Below are 15026 nucleotides of genomic sequence, written 5' to 3' on the forward strand. Positions count from 1 at the left end.
CTGTCACGGGCGCGGAGCGGCCCCGCCCTGACGCCCGCACCCCTGTCAGAGTCATTGCATAAACGTGCAAGGCTGCGTATAGTCATGCCATCCAGAGGAGGACGGACATGGCGGTACGTGCGGCGGTTGCCGGAGCGAGCGGGTACGCGGGCGGAGAGGTCCTGCGGCTGCTCCTCGCGCACCCCGAGGTCGAGATCGGAACCCTGACCGCGAACTCCAACGCCGGGCAGCGGCTCGGGGCGCTCCAGCCGCACCTGTGGCCGCTGGCCGACCGGGTGCTGGCCGCGACCACGGCCGACGCCCTCGCCGGGCACGACGTGGTCTTCCTCGCGCTGCCGCACGGCCAGTCCGCCGCCGTCGCCGCACAGCTCGGCCCGGACGTGCTGGTGATCGACATGGGCGCCGACTTCCGGCTGGCGGACGCGGCCGACTGGGAGAAGTTCTACGGCTCCCCGCACGCCGGCACCTGGCCCTACGGCCTGCCCGAGCTCCCCGGCGCCCGCGCCGCCCTCACCGGCACCAGGCGGATCGCCGTACCCGGCTGCTACCCCACCGCCGCGACCCTCGCCCTCTTCCCGGCGTACGCGGCGCGGATCGCCGAGCCCGAGGCCGTGATCGTCGCCGCCTCCGGCACCTCCGGCGCGGGCAAGGCACCCAAGCCGCACCTGCTGGGCAGCGAGGTCATGGGCAGCATGTCGCCGTACGGCGTCGGCGGCGGTCACCGGCACACCCCCGAGATGATCCAGAACCTCGGCGCGGTCGCGGGGGAGCCGGTCACCGTCTCCTTCACCCCGACCCTCGCCCCGATGCCCCGCGGCATCCTCGCCACGTGCAGTGCGAAGGCCCGCGCCGGAGTGGGCGCGCAGGCGGTGCGCGCCGCGTACGAGAAGGCGTACGCCGACGAGCCCTTCGTCCGCCTGCTGCCCGAGGGCCAGTGGCCCGCGACGGCCGCCGTCCACGGTTCCAACGCCGTTCAGGTGCAGGTCGCGTACGACGAGGCCGCGGGCCGCATCATCGCGATCAGCGCCATCGACAACCTGACCAAGGGCACCGCCGGCGGTGCCGTCCAGAGCATGAACCTCGCCCTCGGTCTCGCCGAGACCACCGGGCTTTCCACGATCGGAGTCGCACCGTGAGCGTCACGGCAGCCAAGGGATTCCGGGCGGCGGGCATCGCCGCCGGGATCAAGCAGAACGGCAACCCCGACCTGGCCCTCGTGGTCAACGACGGGCCCCGCCGGGCCGCCGCCGGCGTCTTCACCGCCAACCGCGTCAAGGCCGCGCCGGTGCTGTGGTCCGAGCAGGTCATGAAGGGCGGCCAGGTCTCCGCCGTCGTCCTCAACTCCGGCGGCGCCAACGCCTGTACGGGCCCCAAGGGCTTCCAGGACACCCACGCCACCGCCGAGAAGGCGGGCGAGGTGCTGGGCCGCGGCGCGATCGAGGTCGCCGTCTGCTCCACCGGCCTCATCGGCGTCCCGCTGCCCATGGACAAGCTGCTCCCCGGCATCGAGACCGCCGCCGCCCAGCTGTCCGAGCACGGCGGCGAGAAGGCCGCCATCGCCATCAAGACCACCGACACCGTGCACAAGACCTCCGTGGTGACCGGGGACGGCTGGACCGTCGGCGGCATGGCCAAGGGCGCCGGGATGCTCGCCCCCGGCCTCGCCACCATGCTGGTCGTGCTCACCACCGACGCCGACGCGGACGATGCCACCCTGGACAAGGCCCTGCGCGCCGCCACCAGGGTCACCTTCGACCGCGTCGACTCCGACGGCTGCATGTCCACCAACGACACCGTGCTGCTGCTCTCCTCCGGCGCCTCCGGTGTCACCCCCGAGTTCGACGCCTTCGCCGAGGCCGTACGGCAGGTCTGCGACGACCTCGGCCGTCAGCTCATCGGCGACGCCGAGGGCGCCAGCAAGGACATCAAGGTCGAGGTGGTGGGCGCGGCCAGCGAGGCGGACGCCGTCGAGGTGGGCCGCTCCATCGCCCGCAACAACCTCCTCAAGTGCGCCATCCACGGCGAGGACCCCAACTGGGGCCGCGTCCTGTCCGCGATCGGCACCACGAGCGCCGCCTTCGAGCCCGACCAGCTCAACGTCGCCATCAACGGCGTCTGGGTGTGCAAGAACGGCGCCGTCGGGGAGGACCGCGACCTGGTCGACATGCGCTACCGCGAGGTCCACATCGTGGCCGACCTCGCCGCGGGCACCGAGACCGCGACGATCTGGACCAACGACCTGACCGCCGACTACGTCCACGAGAACAGCGCCTACTCCTCATGACCACGACCCGCAAGCACACGGCCCTGCCCAAGGCGCAGATCCTCATCGAGGCGCTGCCCTGGCTGACCCGGCACCACGGAAAGATCGTCGTCATCAAGTTCGGCGGCAACGCCATGGTGGACGAGGAGCTGAAGGCCGCCTTCGCCCAGGACGTCGTCTTCCTGCGGCACGCCGGGCTCAAGCCGGTCGTGGTGCACGGCGGCGGCCCCCAGATCAGCGCCGCCCTCGATCGGCACGGCATCGTCAGCGAGTTCAAGGCCGGCCTGCGGGTGACCACCGCCGAGGCCATGGACGTCGTACGGATGGTGCTCGCCGGACAGGTGCAGCGCGAACTGGTCGGCCTGCTCAACCAGCACGGCCCGCTCGCCGTCGGCCTCACCGGCGAGGACGCCCACACCATCACCGCCACCCGGCATCGGCCCGAGATCGACGGGGAGTTGGTCGACATCGGGCGCGTCGGCGAGATCACCGCGATCGACACCGGCGCCATCGAGGCCCTGCTCGCCGACGGCCGCATCCCGGTCGTCTCCTCCATCGCCCGGAGCCAGGACGACGGTCATGTCTACAACGTCAATGCTGATACGGCGGCTGCGGCACTCGCTGCGGCCCTTGGCGCCGAAACCCTCATGGTTCTCACCGATGTCGAGGGCCTCTACGAGGACTGGCCGCACTCCGACGAGGTGATCAGCCGCCTCACCGCGACCCAACTGGAGAAGCTGCTCCCGGAGTTGAGCTCCGGCATGGTCCCGAAGATGCAGGGCTGCCTGCACGCCGTGCGGGGCGGCGTGCACACCGCCCGCGTCATCGACGGCCGGGTGCAGCACTCCATCCTGCTGGAGATCTTCACCGACGAGGGCATCGGCACCATGGTCGTGCCCGACGAGCCCGCAAAGGACGCATCGTGACGGGGAATCAGACAGGGAACCGGACGGGTAATCAGGACCTGGCGCAGCGCTGGCAGGGCGCGCTCATGAACAACTACGGCACCCCCCGCCTGCCGCTGGTGCGCGGCGCGGGCGCCACCGTGTGGGACGCCGAGGGCCGCGCGTACACCGACTTCGTCGGCGGCATCGCCACCAACGCGCTCGGGCACGCCCACCCGGCGATCGTGGCCGCCGTCGGCAAGCAGATCGCCTCCCTCGGCCATGTCTCCAACCTGTTCATGGCCGAGCCGCCCATCGCGCTGGCCGAACGGCTGCTCCAGCTGTTCGGCCGCGAGGGCCGGGTGTTCTTCTGCAACTCCGGCGCCGAGGCCAACGAGGCCGCCTTCAAGATCGGCCGGCTCACCGGGCGCACCCATGTCGTCGCCACCGAGGGCGGCTTCCACGGCCGTACGATGGGCGCCCTCGCGCTCACCGGGCAGCCCGCCAAGCAGGACCCCTTCCGGCCGCTGCCCGGCGAGGTCACGCACGTCCCCTACGGCGACGCCCAGGCCCTGGCCGCGGCCGTCACCGCGGACACCGCCCTGGTGATCATCGAGCCGATCCAGGGCGAGAACGGCGTCGTGGTGCCCCCGCCCGGCTATCTCAAGGCGGCCCGCGCCATCACCGCCGCCACCGGCGCCCTGCTGGTCCTGGACGAGGTGCAGACCGGCGTCGGCCGCACCGGCACCTGGTTCGCCTACCAGGCCCACGAGGGCGTGCTGCCCGATGTGGTCACCCTCGCCAAGCAGCTCGGCGGCGGCCTCCCGCTCGGCGCCACCGTCGCCTTCGGCCGCGCCGCCGACCTGCTCCAGCCCGGCCAGCACGGTACGACCTTCGGCGGCAACCCGGTCGCCTGTGCCGCCGGTCTCGCCGTCCTCGACACCATCGAGGGCGAGGGACTGCTGGAGAACGTGAAGCGGCAGGGCGAGCGGCTGCGCGCCGGCATCGAGGCGCTGGGCCACCCCCTGGTCGACCATGTCCGGGGCGCGGGCCTGCTCCTGGGTATCGTGCTCACCGGGCCGCGCGCGCACCAGGTGCAGCAGGCGGCCCAGGAGGCCGGGTTCCTGGTGAACGCGCCCGCCCCCGACGTCGTACGGCTCATGCCCCCGCTGAACCTGCGCGACGACGAGGCGGGTGCCTTGCTCCAGGCGCTGCCCGGCATCCTCGACGCAGGCGGGGACGGACGATCCGGAGAATGAGACGACGATGAGCCAGGCGCAGGAGCACGAGCAGCAGACAGGTGCCGGGCCCGCCGTGCCGCAGACCCGCACCGCACGGCACCGCCGGATCGTGGACATCCTCAACCGGGAACCGGTCCGCTCGCAGAGCCAGCTCGCCAAGCTGCTCGCCGACGACGGGCTCAGCGTCACCCAGGCGACGCTGAGCCGGGATCTGGACGAGCTGAACGCGGTCAAGATCCGCAACAACGACGGCGACCTCATCTACGCCGTGCCCAGCGAGGGCGGCTTCCGCACCCCGCGCGCACCGCTCGGCGAGTCCGCCAAGGAGGAGCGGATGCGGCGCCTGTCCCAGGAGCTGCTGATCTCCGCGGAGGCCTCGGCCAACCTGGTCGTGCTGCGCACCCCGCCGGGCGCCGCCCAGTTCCTCGCCTCGGCCATCGACCAGGCCGAACTGCACGACATCCTCGGCACCATCGCGGGCGACGACACCCTGCTGCTGATCAGCCGCGACCCGACCGGCGGCCAGGCGCTCGCGGACCATCTGCTCAAGCTCGCGCAGAACGGCCACTGAGCCGGGCCCCGACCGGCATGCGGGGCCCGGCCTCCCGGCGGAGAATGGAAGCGGCAATCTCCCCGTGGCCGTCGGCCGTATGAAGAGGTGTGTCGGGTTTGCGGTTCCCCGTGGGTCGCCTCCCGGACGAGGCTCTGCTGTCCGGGCTGGCCACCGGAGACCAGGAGCTGGCCGTCGTCTTCGTACGGCGTTTCCAGCACCGGGTCTTCGGCGTCGCCATGGCCGTCACCGGGGACCGTCAGCTCGCCGAGGACGTCGCCCAGCAGACGTTCGAACGCGCGTGGCGGCACGCGCAGATCTACGACTCGCGCCGGGGCTCGGTCACCACCTGGCTGACCACCATCGCGCACAACCTGGCCATCGACGCCGTACGCGCCCGGCGCACCGAGCCGGTGGCCCCCGAGGACCTCGACGCCCTGCTCGGCACCGTCACCGAGACCCCCGAGCGGTGGGCGCTGGCCGACGAGGCCTCCGCCCGGCTGCGGGCCGCCGTCTCCCGGCTGCCCCGCGAACAGGCGCGGGCCCTGATGATGGCCGGCATCTACGGAATGACCGCCCAGCAGGTCGCCGACACCGAACAGATCCCGCTGGGCACCGCCAAGACCCGCATCAGGGCGGCGATGGGCAAACTGCGCACCACACTGTCGGCCCCGGAGCGAGGCGGCCATGTCCAGTGACGCGAACTGCGAGAAGACGCGCGAGATCGGCGCCGAGCTGGCGCTGGGCGTGCTGCCCGGACGCGAGCGCGCGGAGGCGATCGCCCATCTGGACACCTGCGCGGACTGCCGGGAGTTCGTCCGCCAGCTGACCCTGGTCGGCGACCGGCTGATCGGACTGCTGCCCTGCCAGGAGCCGCCGCTGGGCTTCGAGACACGGGTGGCGCGCAGCCTCGCCCAGCAGGCGGCCGCGTACGGGCGCGCCACGCGCGCCCCGGCCCTCACGGTCCTGCGCGGGCGGGCGCGCCGGTCCCGGATCCGGCTCGGGGCGGCCGCGGCCGGCCTCGCGGTGGTCGCCGGGTTCGCCGGCTGGGGCATCGGCACCGCCGTGGAGACGGTCACCGCCTCGCCCCCGCGCACCATGGAGTCCGAGCCCATGCTGGTCGGGGACATGACCACGGACTCGGCCGGCGGGTCGCCCATCGGGGAGGTCTACGCCCATCCCGGCAGCCCCGGCTGGATCTTCGTCTCCGTCGACCTGGCGGGGCACGGCAGCGCGTACACCGGCCGGGTCAGCTGTGTGCTGGAGCGCTCCGACGGCACGACCGTGCGGGTGGGCGACTTCACCGTGCGCAACGGGCAGGGCCACTGGGGGGCGCAGGCGCCCGTCGACCCGGACGCGGTCTCCGGCGCCCGGCTGACCTCCGCCGACGGCACGGTCCTCGCCCGCGCCCACCTCCAGACCGGGCACGTACTGACGCGGGAGACGCATGTGCCGTCCCAGCAGACGTGACGATCGGACGGACAGGAGAGCCGGTCGGGCTACGACAGCACGGTGCCCGTGTTCAGCCGGTGCAGCCGGGCGTACGTCCCGTCGCGCACCAGCAGATCGCCGTGGGCGCCGTCCTCCACGACCCGGCCCCGGTCGAGCACCACGATCCTCGTGGCGTCGCGCACGGTGAGCAGGTTGTGCGAAATGACGATGGTGGTCCGCCCGGCCATCAGCCGGCGCAGCGGCTCCATGATCCGCCGGCCGGAATCCGCGTCGAGCCCGGTGGTCGGCTCGTCCAGCAGCAGCACCGGCGCGTCCCTGACCATCGCGCGGGCGATCGCGAGGCGCTGGCTCTGGCCGCCGGACAGGGTGCGGCCGCGCTGGCCGACGAGGGTGTCGTAGCCGTCCGGGAGCCGTTCGATGAACTCGTGCGCGTCCGCCGCCCGCGCCGCCGCGACGATCTCCGCCTCGGACGCCTCCGGGCGGCCGTAGGCGATGTTCTCCCGCACGGTGCCGTGGAAGACCAGGGTCTCCTGGAGCACCACCGCGACGCTCTCGCGCACATCGGCCAGGCGCAGCTCGCGCAGATCGGTGCCGTCGAGCCGGATCGCGCCCCGGTCGGGGTCGTAGAACCGCAGCTGGAGCCGCGCGGCCGTGGACTTGCCCGCGCCGCTCGCCCCGACCAGCGCCAGGGTCTCGCCGGGCGCGACCCGGAACGACACGCCGGAGAGGGCCCAGGGGGTGGTGCCGGGGTAGCGGAACCAGACCCCGTCGAACTCCACCGCCCCGCGCGCCCGGCCGACCCGGCGGGCGCCGGCCCGCTCGGTGACCTGCGGCCGCTGGTCCAGCAGCTCGATGATCCGCTCGGCCGAGGCGGCGGCGGTGTAGAAGGTGGTGCCGAGCCCGGACAGGCCGTGCACGGGGCTGTACATCTTGCCGATCAGGGCGAGGAAGACCAGCAGCCCGCCCAGGGTGAGCTGGCCCTGGGAGAGCTTCCAGGTGCCGAGGCCCAGCACCGCGAGCCCGCCCGCCACCTCGATGATCTCCACCAGGGGGGCGTACAGGGACCTGATCCGCGTCGAGGCCATCACCGCCCGGAACCGGCCCACGTTCTCCCGCTCGAACCGGCGCGCCTCCCAGCCCTGCCGGTTGTACGCCTGCACGAGCGCGACATTGCCGAGCACTTCCTCGGCGATCGCGCTGAGGGAGCCGGTGCGCCGTCTGCGCTCCCGCGAGGCGTCCTTGATCAGCCGCGAGAAGTGCCGGGCGGCGCCCCAGAACAGCGGCACGATGACCAGCGCGAGCAGGGTCAGATCCCAGCTCAGATAGAACAACAGGCCGACGAACACGGCCAGTTGGAGCACGTAGTACAGGGCGTCCGCCACGCCCGAGAGCAGGAAGGTCTCGACCGCGTCCACGTCACCCGTGACACGGGAGAGCACATCGCCGAGCCGGCGGCGTTCGAAGAAGCCGAGGGACAGGCCCTGCACATGCCGGAAGACATCGCAGCGCAGGGAGAGCAGGAAGCGTTCGCCGACCCAGGTGGAGGTCATCTCGTCGGCGAACCCGAGGACGCCGGAGCACAGGATCAGCCCCAGGTAGGCCGGGGCGATCCACAGAAAGGGGCCCAGGTTCCGGGGGACCAGCACCTGGTCCACGACGCTCTTGAACAGCCACAGCTCACCGGCGTCGATGACCGGTCCGGTCAGGCTGAGCAGCAGCAGCGGGACGAGCCAGCGCCGGTTGCCGCGGGTGTAGGGCCAGAACCGGCGGAAGACGGCGCGCGGCGACAGGACGGGCGCCGCGGCGACGACATCGCCGGAGGCTTCGGGGGTGCCGGAGGAGGAGTCCTCGGGGTCTCCCCAGGACAGCAGACGCCGCAGGACTCGCGTCATGGGATCCGTTCCTCGGACAGCGGCCTGGCGGACCGGGTCCTCCGGGCCCCGGTCCGCTCAGCCTGTGCGTGGGGTGGTCAGTAGCCGCCGTGGCCGTGGCCGCCGTGGCCGTGACCGTGGCCGCCATAACCGTGGCCGTGGCCGTGACGGTCGCCGTGCCGGTGCCCGTGGCGGTCGTGCCGGTCGAACGCGTCGAAGCGGTCGTCATCGTCGTGGTCGCGACCGTGACCCCGGCCGTGGCCTCCGTGGCCGCCGCCCTGGGGCAGCAGACTGCTGAAGATGGACATAACGTTCCTCCCGGAAAATTTGCTCACCAGGGGTACGTCCGGGAACGGGTCTCGGATGGCTCCTCGGCGGAAAAATTTCCCGTTCAACCCGTTTTTCACCCTATGTACGCGGCCAGTCCCGCGGTGTGGAGCACCTCGCCGTCCGCCGTGAGCAGCAGTCCCTCGGCGTCGGGCAGCGACTCCAGCCAGCCGAGCCCCGACCGCGAGCCCCGCGCGAACGCGGCCGTGGCCCAGCAGTCCGCCCAGGTCAGCTGGGGTGCCACCACGGTCACCGACACCAGGTCCGTGACCGCGGGCTGCCCCGTGCGCGGGTCCACGATGTGCGCACCCCGCTCGGCCGTGCCCGACGTGGCCACCGCCAGCTCGCCCGCCCCCGACACCACCGCGGCCAGCCCGCCCGGCCGCAGCGGGTCCGCGATCCCCACCCGCCAGGGGCGCCCCGGCTCCGGCGCGCCCAGCGACTGCACGTCCCCGCCGCCGTTGACGCTCACCCCGGTCACCCCGTCCACCCCGGCCAGCCGCCGCGCGGCCCGCTCCGCCGACCAGCCCTTGACGATCCCGGTGGGATCCAGCACCCCCCGGTACCGCGCGCTGAACCACCCCCCGCTCACCCGCTCCGCCCGCGCCGCCAGCTCCAGCACCTCCGCGACCTCGGGCACGCACCGCTCCACGGCCGTCTCGCCGCGGGCCAGCCGCGACACCTCGCTGTCCTCCCGGTAGGTGCTGAACACCGCGTCCACGCCGTGCAGTGCGGCCACGACCTCCCCGAGCACCGCCCGCACCGCACCGGGCTCCCCGCCCCGCACGTCGAAGGAGAACACGGTCCCCATGACCTCCTCCGCGTGCCGCACCGCCTCACCCACGGGCCTGGTCCAGCGCGGACTGGAGGGACTGCTGGTAGCCGGTGCTGGTGTACGTCGCGCCCGAGACCATGTCGATCTGCGCGCTCTGCGCGGCCAGCGCCTCGCGCCGCAGCTGGGGCAGCGCGTAGCTGTTGATCTCCTGGTCGCGCGGGTTGTCCGTGGGGTACTGGAGGGCCGTCACGTCCGTGAGCTTGCCGTCCTTGATGGTCACCCGCACCTGGACCGGGCCCCAGCGGGTCTGCTCGGTCGCTCCGGTGACGGTCTTCGAGGCACCTCCGGCGGCCGGGGTGCCACCGGGCGCCGGAGAACTCCCGGACGACGACGGCGTACTCGCGGCGCTCTGCGGGGCCGAAGCCGACGCGCCCATGGCGAGACCGGAACTGGTGTGCGGCTTCAGGGACAGCAGCAGCACCACGGCGGAGACCGTCGTGGCGCTCGCCAGCACGACGCGGCGCAGCGGGCGGTTCTTCCTCAGTGCGTGCATGACCTCGGCCTCACAACTCTCACAGCTCGAACGACTCGTGATGGATGCGGCGGTCCGGCGAACCGGCCGCGCGCAGGGCCTCGTACACATCCCGCGCGAACCCGTGCGGCCCGCAGATGTACACGTCGCGGGCCCGCAGATCGGGGAACCGCGCGCGCAGCGACTCCGCGGTGATGCGGGGACGCTCGCCGCGCGGCCCGTTCAGCGCGTACAGCACCTCGGCGCCGCGCCACCGCGCGATCGCCTCCAGCTCGGCGCCCAGCGCCAGGTCCTCGGCCGAGCGCGCCCGGTACAGCAGCGTGACCTCACCGGGCAGCGTCTCGAACAGGGCCCGCAGCGGGGTGATGCCGACACCGGCCGCGATCAGCAGGGACCGCCCGCCGGTGGCCCGGTCGGCGGTCAGCGCGCCGTAGGGGCCCTCCGCCCACACGCGGGTGCCGGGCCGGAGCGTGGATATCGCCGCGCTGTGGTCGCCCAGCGCCTTCACCGTGATCCGCAGCCGGTCCGGGCGCGGCGGCGCCGACAGGGAGTACGGCGTGGACGTCCAGGCCATGCCCTCGGCGAGGAACCGCCACCGGAAGAACTGCCCGGAGCGCGCGCCCAGCCGGCCGAGATCCCGGCCGCGCACCACGACCGAGAACACCCCCGGCGCCTCCTGCTGCACCGACTCCACCCGCAGCCGGTGGCGCCGGTTGAGCCGGATCGGCGCGAGCACCCGGAACCACACCACGAGCGCCGCGACCCCGAGGTAGAGCGCGTACCAGGCGGCGCTCGCCACCGGATCGCCGTTGAACTGCTCGCCCAGCGACACCTGGTGGAAGAAGGCCAGGAACACGGCCGCGTACGTCAGCAGATGGACGTAGTACCAGAACTCGTGCCGGATCCGCCGCCGGGCCGCCCGCGCCGAGGTGATGCCCACCGCGAACAGGATCAGCGTGCCGGCGGTGGCCTTCAGCATGTCCGGGTAGTCCAGCACCACGGTGACCGTCTCGTGCCACAGCGACGCCCGGTCCTGCGCCGCGTACCCGGCGAGGATCAGCCCGATGTGCGCCACCAGCAGGCACACCGTGTACCGCCCGGCCATCGCGTGCCAGCGGGCCACCCGGTCCGAACCCACCCGGTTCTCCAGCGCCGGCACCCGCGCCATCAGGCCGACCAGCACCGCGCAGGCGTACCCGCACAGCAGCCCGGCGATCCGTCCCGCACCGGTCAGCCAGCCCGCCGCGCCGACCACGGAGGCGGTGTCCGCCCACCACAGCGCGACCACGGCCGCCGCCCCCGCCCACAGCACGGCCAGCAACGGCCCCGCGGGGGAGCGCCGCGCGACCCCCCGCCGGGGCGGTGCCGCTCGTCTCATGTCCACGGCTGTCATCAGTGCCGTCCCTTCGTCCGCCGACCGGGCCCCGGCCGGCGGAGCCACTGTGCGGGAGCCACCTCTGAGGCACCTCTGAGAAAGGGTGCGCGCCCGGATCTCTGAGCGCTTTCTCACAGAGGTCTCAGAGACCTCTCACAAACCGCCCCTGACCAGCGGATACGACACCCCGCCGAGCGGACTCAGAGGAAACTCAGAGCCCCCGCGGCGACCGGCCGCCGCGCGCACCGGCGATGCTGGGAGGCGCGATGAACACGACCCGTTCCGGCCGACCGGCCCTCACCCGCCCCGACGGCACCGCGCTGCGCGTCCTCGTCGTGGACGACGACCCCGACCTCGCCGAGGTGCTCACCGGCGCCCTGCGCTACGAGGGCTGGCAGGTGCGCGCCGCCTGCGACGGCGCCGCCGCCCTCGCCGCCGCGCGCGAGCTGACGCCCGACGCCGTCGTGCTGGACGTGATGCTCCCCGACATGGACGGCTTCACGGTGCTGCGCCGGCTGCACGAGACCCAGCCCGAGGTGTGCGTCCTCTTCCTCACCGCGCGGGACGCGGTCGAGGACCGGATCGCCGGGCTCACCGCGGGCGGCGACGACTACGTCACCAAGCCCTTCAGCCTGGAGGAGGTCGTGGCCCGGCTGCGTGGACTGCTGCGCCGCGCCGGCATGGCCCGCCGCCCGGAGCCGGAGGAGGACCCCGGACTCGTCGTCGGCGACCTGGTGATGGACGAGGACGCCCGCGAGGTGACCCGCTCCGGCGAGCTGATCGAGCTCTCGCCGACCGAGTTCGAACTCCTGCGCTTCCTGATGCGCAACCCCCGCCGCGTCCTCAGCAAGGCGCAGATCCTCGACCGCGTCTGGTCCTACGACTTCGGTGGCCGCGCCCATGTCGTCGAGCTGTACATCTCCTACCTCCGCAAGAAGATCGACGCCGGCCGCGAGCCCATGATCCACACGGTGCGCGGGGCGGGGTACGTACTGAAACCGGTGACCGGATGAGGCCGGGGAACCGGGGGAAAACCGCTCGCGGCGCGGCGGACGGCGGCCAGGCGACGGCCGGTGGCCGTGCGGGCAAGGGCGGTCGGGGGAGAGCCGGTGGCCGCGCGGAGGAGGGCGGCCGGGTGGGAGCCGGTGGCGCTGCGGAGGACGGCGGGCAGGCGGGAGCCGGTGGCCGTGCGGGCAAGGGGGACCGGGGGAGAGCCGGTGGCCGCGTGGAGGAGGGTGGCCGGGTGGGAGCCGGTGGCGCTGTGGAGGACGGCGGGCAGGCGACGGCCGGTGGCCGTGCGGGCAAGGGTGACCGGGGGACGGCCGGTGGCCGTGTGGGCGAGGGCGACCGGGGGAGAGCCGGTGGCGGTGCGGACAAGGGCGGTCGGGGGACAGCCGGTGGCCGGGGGGAGGCCGAGGGCTGGAAGGCCGGGGGGCTCCTGCGCCGGCTGCCCCGTTTCCGGACCCTGCGTGCCCGGATCACCTTCGGTCTGGTGGTGCTGCTGGCGGTGAGCTGCGCCGCGGTCGGGGTGGCCGCCGTGGTCGAGCTGAACGGATTCCTCACCCAGCGCCTGGACGAACAGCTCGCCCAGGTCGGCACCCGGTTCCCGGAGAGCCTGGAGCACCACGGCAAGCTGCCCGACGACCACGACGGCGACGAGGATGCCGACACCCGCCGGATGGCCACCGGCACCTTCGGCGCCTGCCTGCGGCAGGGCACCGTCGCGGACAAGGGCCTCATCCGGTCCGGCGACCTCAATGTCGACCTGGACATCACCCTGACCGCGCGGGACGCCGAACGGCTCGCCCGGATCCCGGCCGACGGCCACCCGCACACCGTCGAACTCTCCGCCCTGGGCCACTACCGGGTCGTCGCCACCCCCGGCCGCGACGGCGACGTGCTGATGGCGGGGCTCCCGCTGAAGCCCGTCGAGGCCGCAGTCCACCGCCTGGAGCTGGTCGCCGGGGTCGTCTTCGGCCTCGCCCTGGTGACGGCCGGGGTGACCGGCGCCCTCTGGGTCCGCTGGTCCCTGCGCCCCCTCGGCCGGGTCACCGCCACCGCCGCACGGGTCAGCCGACTCCCGCTCGCCAGCGGTGCGGTCGCGCTGCCCCCGCGCGCCCCCGTCACCGACCCGCACAGCGAGGTCGGCCAGGTCGCCGCGGCCCTCAACGGCATGCTCGGCCATGTCGAGGACGCGCTCACCAAACGGCACGCCAGTGAGGAGCGGCTGCGCCGGTTCGCCGCCGACGCCAGCCATGAGCTGCGCACGCCGGTCGCCTCGGTGCGCGGCCACGCCGAGCTGGGCCTGCTGCATCCCGGACCGGTGCCGCCGGAGGTCACCCGCGCCCTGGAGCGCATCGCCGCCGAGTCCTCGCGGATGGGCCTGATGGTGGACGACCTGCTGCTGCTCGCCCGCCTCGACGCGGGCCGCCCGCTGGAGCGCGGCCCGGTCGACCTGACCCGACTGGTGCTGGACGCGGTCACCGACGCCCGCGCCGCCGGCCCCGGCCACGGCTGGGCCCTGGACCTCCCCGAGGACCCGGTCACGGTCACCGGCGACGCCCACCGGCTCCACCAGGTGGTGGCCAACCTGTTGGCCAACGCGCGTTTGCATACGCCCGTTGGCACCAAGGTCACCCTGACCCTGGACCGCGGCCCCGACGCCGTCCTCCTCCGCGTCCACGACAACGGCCCCGGCATCCCCGAGGACCTCCGCTCCGCCGTCTTCGAACGCTTCACCCGCGCCGACCACCGCCGCCACGGCGACACCTCCGCCACGGGCGCGGGCCTCGGCCTGTCCATCGTGGCGGCGGTGGTGGAGGCGCACGGCGGCACGGTGGACGTGGAGAGCGCACCGGGCTCCACGGCATTCCGGGTCGGTTTGCCCGCTTGAGGTTCGCGGGGCCGCGACGACCTGCGGCCCCACCGCGACGGGCGCACGGGCGTACGGGTGCACGGCGAACTCAGTACCGGGTAACCCCTGTGGCGCCGCCCTCGGTGCCGATGGCGATCCGCGGCTCCGCCCCCGGCGCCACCCACTGAAGAATCCGCCGCATGGCATCCTCCGGCACCGACACGCAACCGGCCGTCGCCCCCGCCCCGTTGACATGCAGGAAGATCCCGGCCCCCCGCCCCCGCACCGGCCGGTGGTAGTTGAACCCAACGATGAGCCCGTACGCGTACGGCACGCGATACGCGCCCAGCCGCTCCGACTCCGCGGCACGGCAGTCGGCCGGCAGCGGATCCGTCCAGCGGTTGTACGACGACGACGCGTTGTCCTCGCACCACCAGGAACTCTCCGTCACCGTCCGGTAGGAGATCCGCGTGCCGGCCGGCGCCGCCTTGATGCCGAACGCGAACGGAAGGTCGTACAACCCGGTCGGCGTCGTCTCCGTCCCCTGGGTGCGCGCGTTCCCCTCGACCAGCCCCTTCGCCCCGAACCGCGCGGGTGCGGAGCCGGCCTGCGTCCAGGTGCCGTCGCGCAGGTCCCACCAGGTGACCGTGCCCGTCGTGGACGACGTGTCCGGCGCCCGCGCGATGATCAGCTGGCTGCCGCCGCCGGTGTCGGCGAGCCGCGCGGGCAGCGGCACCGGCACCGGCGCGCGCGGCACCGGGGCGGGCGCGGCCCCGAGCAGGCCGAGCACGGAGACGGACACGAGGCTGGCGACGACACCGGGGCGCATGCTCAGACGCTAGACGGGGGCAGCGGCGACGGCAGCCCGGAACGGTCCGTCCGGAATCACCTCTCCGACCATG

Annotated in this window: 15 protein-coding genes; 9 read left to right on the forward strand and 6 right to left on the reverse strand. The window is 73.6% G+C overall.

Annotated features, from left to right (window positions below; translation table 11 throughout):
* The first annotated feature begins 107 nt into the window (after window positions 1-107).
* The 7 genes from argC (at window position 108) to AC069R_RS13045 (ending at window position 6408) form a co-directional block, all read left to right on the forward strand.
* Entirely contained in the window at window positions 108-1136 is a 1029-nt protein-coding gene (gene argC, locus AC069R_RS13015; RefSeq protein ID WP_478766907.1) for an N-acetyl-gamma-glutamyl-phosphate reductase, read from the forward strand.
* On the forward strand, window positions 1133-2284 hold the full coding sequence (gene argJ, locus AC069R_RS13020; protein WP_478766908.1) for a bifunctional glutamate N-acetyltransferase/amino-acid acetyltransferase ArgJ: 1152 nt from the start codon (window positions 1133-1135) through the stop codon (window positions 2282-2284). The genes argC and argJ overlap by 4 nt, the downstream gene beginning before the upstream one ends.
* Complete coding sequence (gene argB / locus AC069R_RS13025; protein ID WP_478766909.1) at window positions 2281-3189, forward strand: acetylglutamate kinase; 909 nt, start codon at window positions 2281-2283, stop codon at window positions 3187-3189. Before argJ ends, argB begins: the two co-directional genes overlap by 4 nt.
* On the forward strand, window positions 3186-4406 hold the full coding sequence (locus AC069R_RS13030; RefSeq protein ID WP_478766910.1) for an acetylornithine transaminase: 1221 nt from the start codon (window positions 3186-3188) through the stop codon (window positions 4404-4406). The genes argB and AC069R_RS13030 overlap by 4 nt, the downstream gene beginning before the upstream one ends.
* Window positions 4407-4413: 7 nt before the next feature.
* The gene (locus AC069R_RS13035; protein ID WP_285560682.1) at window positions 4414-4959 is read left to right on the forward strand and encodes an arginine repressor; all 546 of its coding nucleotides are present in this window, start codon (window positions 4414-4416) and stop codon (window positions 4957-4959) included.
* 89 nt (window positions 4960-5048) lie between these two features.
* On the forward strand, window positions 5049-5636 hold the full coding sequence (locus tag AC069R_RS13040) for an RNA polymerase sigma factor (RefSeq protein WP_086809001.1): 588 nt from the start codon (window positions 5049-5051) through the stop codon (window positions 5634-5636).
* Complete coding sequence (locus tag AC069R_RS13045; RefSeq protein WP_478766911.1) at window positions 5626-6408, forward strand: zf-HC2 domain-containing protein; 783 nt, start codon at window positions 5626-5628, stop codon at window positions 6406-6408. Before AC069R_RS13040 ends, AC069R_RS13045 begins: the two co-directional genes overlap by 11 nt.
* Window positions 6409-6437: 29 nt before the next feature.
* Here AC069R_RS13045 and AC069R_RS13050 read toward each other — a convergent pair whose 3' ends face one another.
* The 5 genes from AC069R_RS13050 to AC069R_RS13070 form a co-directional block, all read right to left on the reverse strand.
* The gene (locus AC069R_RS13050; RefSeq protein WP_478766912.1) at window positions 6438-8282 is read right to left on the reverse strand and encodes an ABC transporter ATP-binding protein; all 1845 of its coding nucleotides are present in this window, start codon (window positions 8280-8282) and stop codon (window positions 6438-6440) included.
* 77 nt (window positions 8283-8359) lie between these two features.
* Window positions 8360-8569, reverse strand: coding sequence for a hypothetical protein (locus AC069R_RS13055; RefSeq protein ID WP_478766913.1), 210 nt, complete (start codon window positions 8567-8569; stop codon window positions 8360-8362).
* A gap of 95 nt (window positions 8570-8664) precedes the next feature.
* On the reverse strand, window positions 8665-9399 hold the full coding sequence (locus AC069R_RS13060; protein ID WP_478766914.1) for an FAD:protein FMN transferase: 735 nt from the start codon (window positions 9397-9399) through the stop codon (window positions 8665-8667).
* A gap of 25 nt (window positions 9400-9424) precedes the next feature.
* A complete protein-coding gene (locus tag AC069R_RS13065; RefSeq protein ID WP_478766915.1) occupies window positions 9425-9916 on the reverse strand; it encodes an FMN-binding protein in 492 nt (163 codons plus the stop codon).
* 19 nt (window positions 9917-9935) lie between these two features.
* On the reverse strand, window positions 9936-11288 hold the full coding sequence (locus AC069R_RS13070; RefSeq protein WP_478766916.1) for a ferredoxin reductase family protein: 1353 nt from the start codon (window positions 11286-11288) through the stop codon (window positions 9936-9938).
* Between the two features lie 248 nt (window positions 11289-11536).
* On the opposite strand from AC069R_RS13070, the gene AC069R_RS13075 reads away from it, so the two are divergent.
* Window positions 11537-12283 (forward strand): response regulator transcription factor, encoded by a 747-nt coding sequence (locus AC069R_RS13075; protein WP_478766917.1) that lies wholly within the window; start codon window positions 11537-11539, stop codon window positions 12281-12283.
* A 425-nt stretch (window positions 12284-12708) separates the two neighbouring features.
* Window positions 12709-14163 (forward strand): sensor histidine kinase, encoded by a 1455-nt coding sequence (locus AC069R_RS13080; RefSeq protein WP_478767072.1) that lies wholly within the window; start codon window positions 12709-12711, stop codon window positions 14161-14163.
* Window positions 14164-14233: 70 nt separating this feature from the next.
* Here the strand turns inward: AC069R_RS13080 and AC069R_RS13085 are convergent, their stop codons facing one another.
* Window positions 14234-14953, reverse strand: coding sequence for a L,D-transpeptidase family protein (locus tag AC069R_RS13085; RefSeq protein WP_478766918.1), 720 nt, complete (start codon window positions 14951-14953; stop codon window positions 14234-14236).
* Window positions 14954-15026: the final 73 nt, after the last annotated feature.

It is taken from the genome of Streptomyces sp. NPDC043952, from assembly GCF_056435325.1.

Excerpts from the sequence above, each read along its gene's own strand:
- AC069R_RS13060 (WP_478766914.1), bottom strand. The coding sequence starts at position 9,399 with ATGGGGACCGTGTTCTCCTTCGACGTGCGGGGCGGGGAGCCCGGTGCG.
- AC069R_RS13085 (WP_478766918.1), bottom strand. The coding sequence starts at position 14,953 with ATGCGCCCCGGTGTCGTCGCCAGCCTCGTGTCCGTCTCCGTGCTCGGC.
- AC069R_RS13045 (WP_478766911.1), top strand. The coding sequence starts at position 5,626 with ATGTCCAGTGACGCGAACTGCGAGAAGACGCGCGAGATCGGCGCCGAG.
- AC069R_RS13055 (WP_478766913.1), bottom strand. The coding sequence starts at position 8,569 with ATGTCCATCTTCAGCAGTCTGCTGCCCCAGGGCGGCGGCCACGGAGGC.
- AC069R_RS13070 (WP_478766916.1), bottom strand. The coding sequence starts at position 11,288 with ATGACAGCCGTGGACATGAGACGAGCGGCACCGCCCCGGCGGGGGGTC.
- AC069R_RS13050 (WP_478766912.1), bottom strand. The coding sequence starts at position 8,282 with ATGACGCGAGTCCTGCGGCGTCTGCTGTCCTGGGGAGACCCCGAGGAC.
- argC (WP_478766907.1), top strand. The coding sequence starts at position 108 with ATGGCGGTACGTGCGGCGGTTGCCGGAGCGAGCGGGTACGCGGGCGGA.
- AC069R_RS13065 (WP_478766915.1), bottom strand. The coding sequence starts at position 9,916 with ATGCACGCACTGAGGAAGAACCGCCCGCTGCGCCGCGTCGTGCTGGCG.
- argB (WP_478766909.1), top strand. The coding sequence starts at position 2,281 with ATGACCACGACCCGCAAGCACACGGCCCTGCCCAAGGCGCAGATCCTC.
- AC069R_RS13075 (WP_478766917.1), top strand. The coding sequence starts at position 11,537 with ATGAACACGACCCGTTCCGGCCGACCGGCCCTCACCCGCCCCGACGGC.
- AC069R_RS13035 (WP_285560682.1), top strand. The coding sequence starts at position 4,414 with ATGAGCCAGGCGCAGGAGCACGAGCAGCAGACAGGTGCCGGGCCCGCC.